The sequence below is a fragment of the Streptomyces sp. A01 genome (assembly GCF_059026195.1).
In genome coordinates this window covers 1-252 of sequence record NZ_JBWLKN010000156.1, presented here as the reverse complement: position 1 = coordinate 252, position 252 = coordinate 1, and the positions used below count along the sequence as shown (strand labels likewise).

Below are 252 nucleotides of genomic sequence, written 5' to 3'. Positions count from 1 at the left end.
CGGGCATCTCCTCCTTCGGCGTCAGCGGCACCAACGCCCACCTCATCCTCGAACAACCCCCCACCCCCACCAAACCAACGCAACCAGCCGATGACAGCCACGCCCATGACAGCGACACCCAAAACGCAAGCGTCTTGCACTCGCCGGTACTGCCCTGGATGCTCTCCGCCCGCGACGACAACGCCCTACGCGAGCAAGCCCGACGCCTCCACACTCACCTCCACAACCACCGCGAGCTCCCACCCGCCGACG

General features: G+C 66.7%; 1 protein-coding gene. It reads left to right on the top strand.

What is annotated here, in order from left to right:
* Positions 1-5: 5 nt before the first annotated feature.
* A partial coding sequence (locus AC5P1B_RS35980; protein ID WP_493892243.1) for a ketoacyl-synthetase C-terminal extension domain-containing protein occupies positions 6-252 on the top strand: 247 nt, incomplete at its 3' end.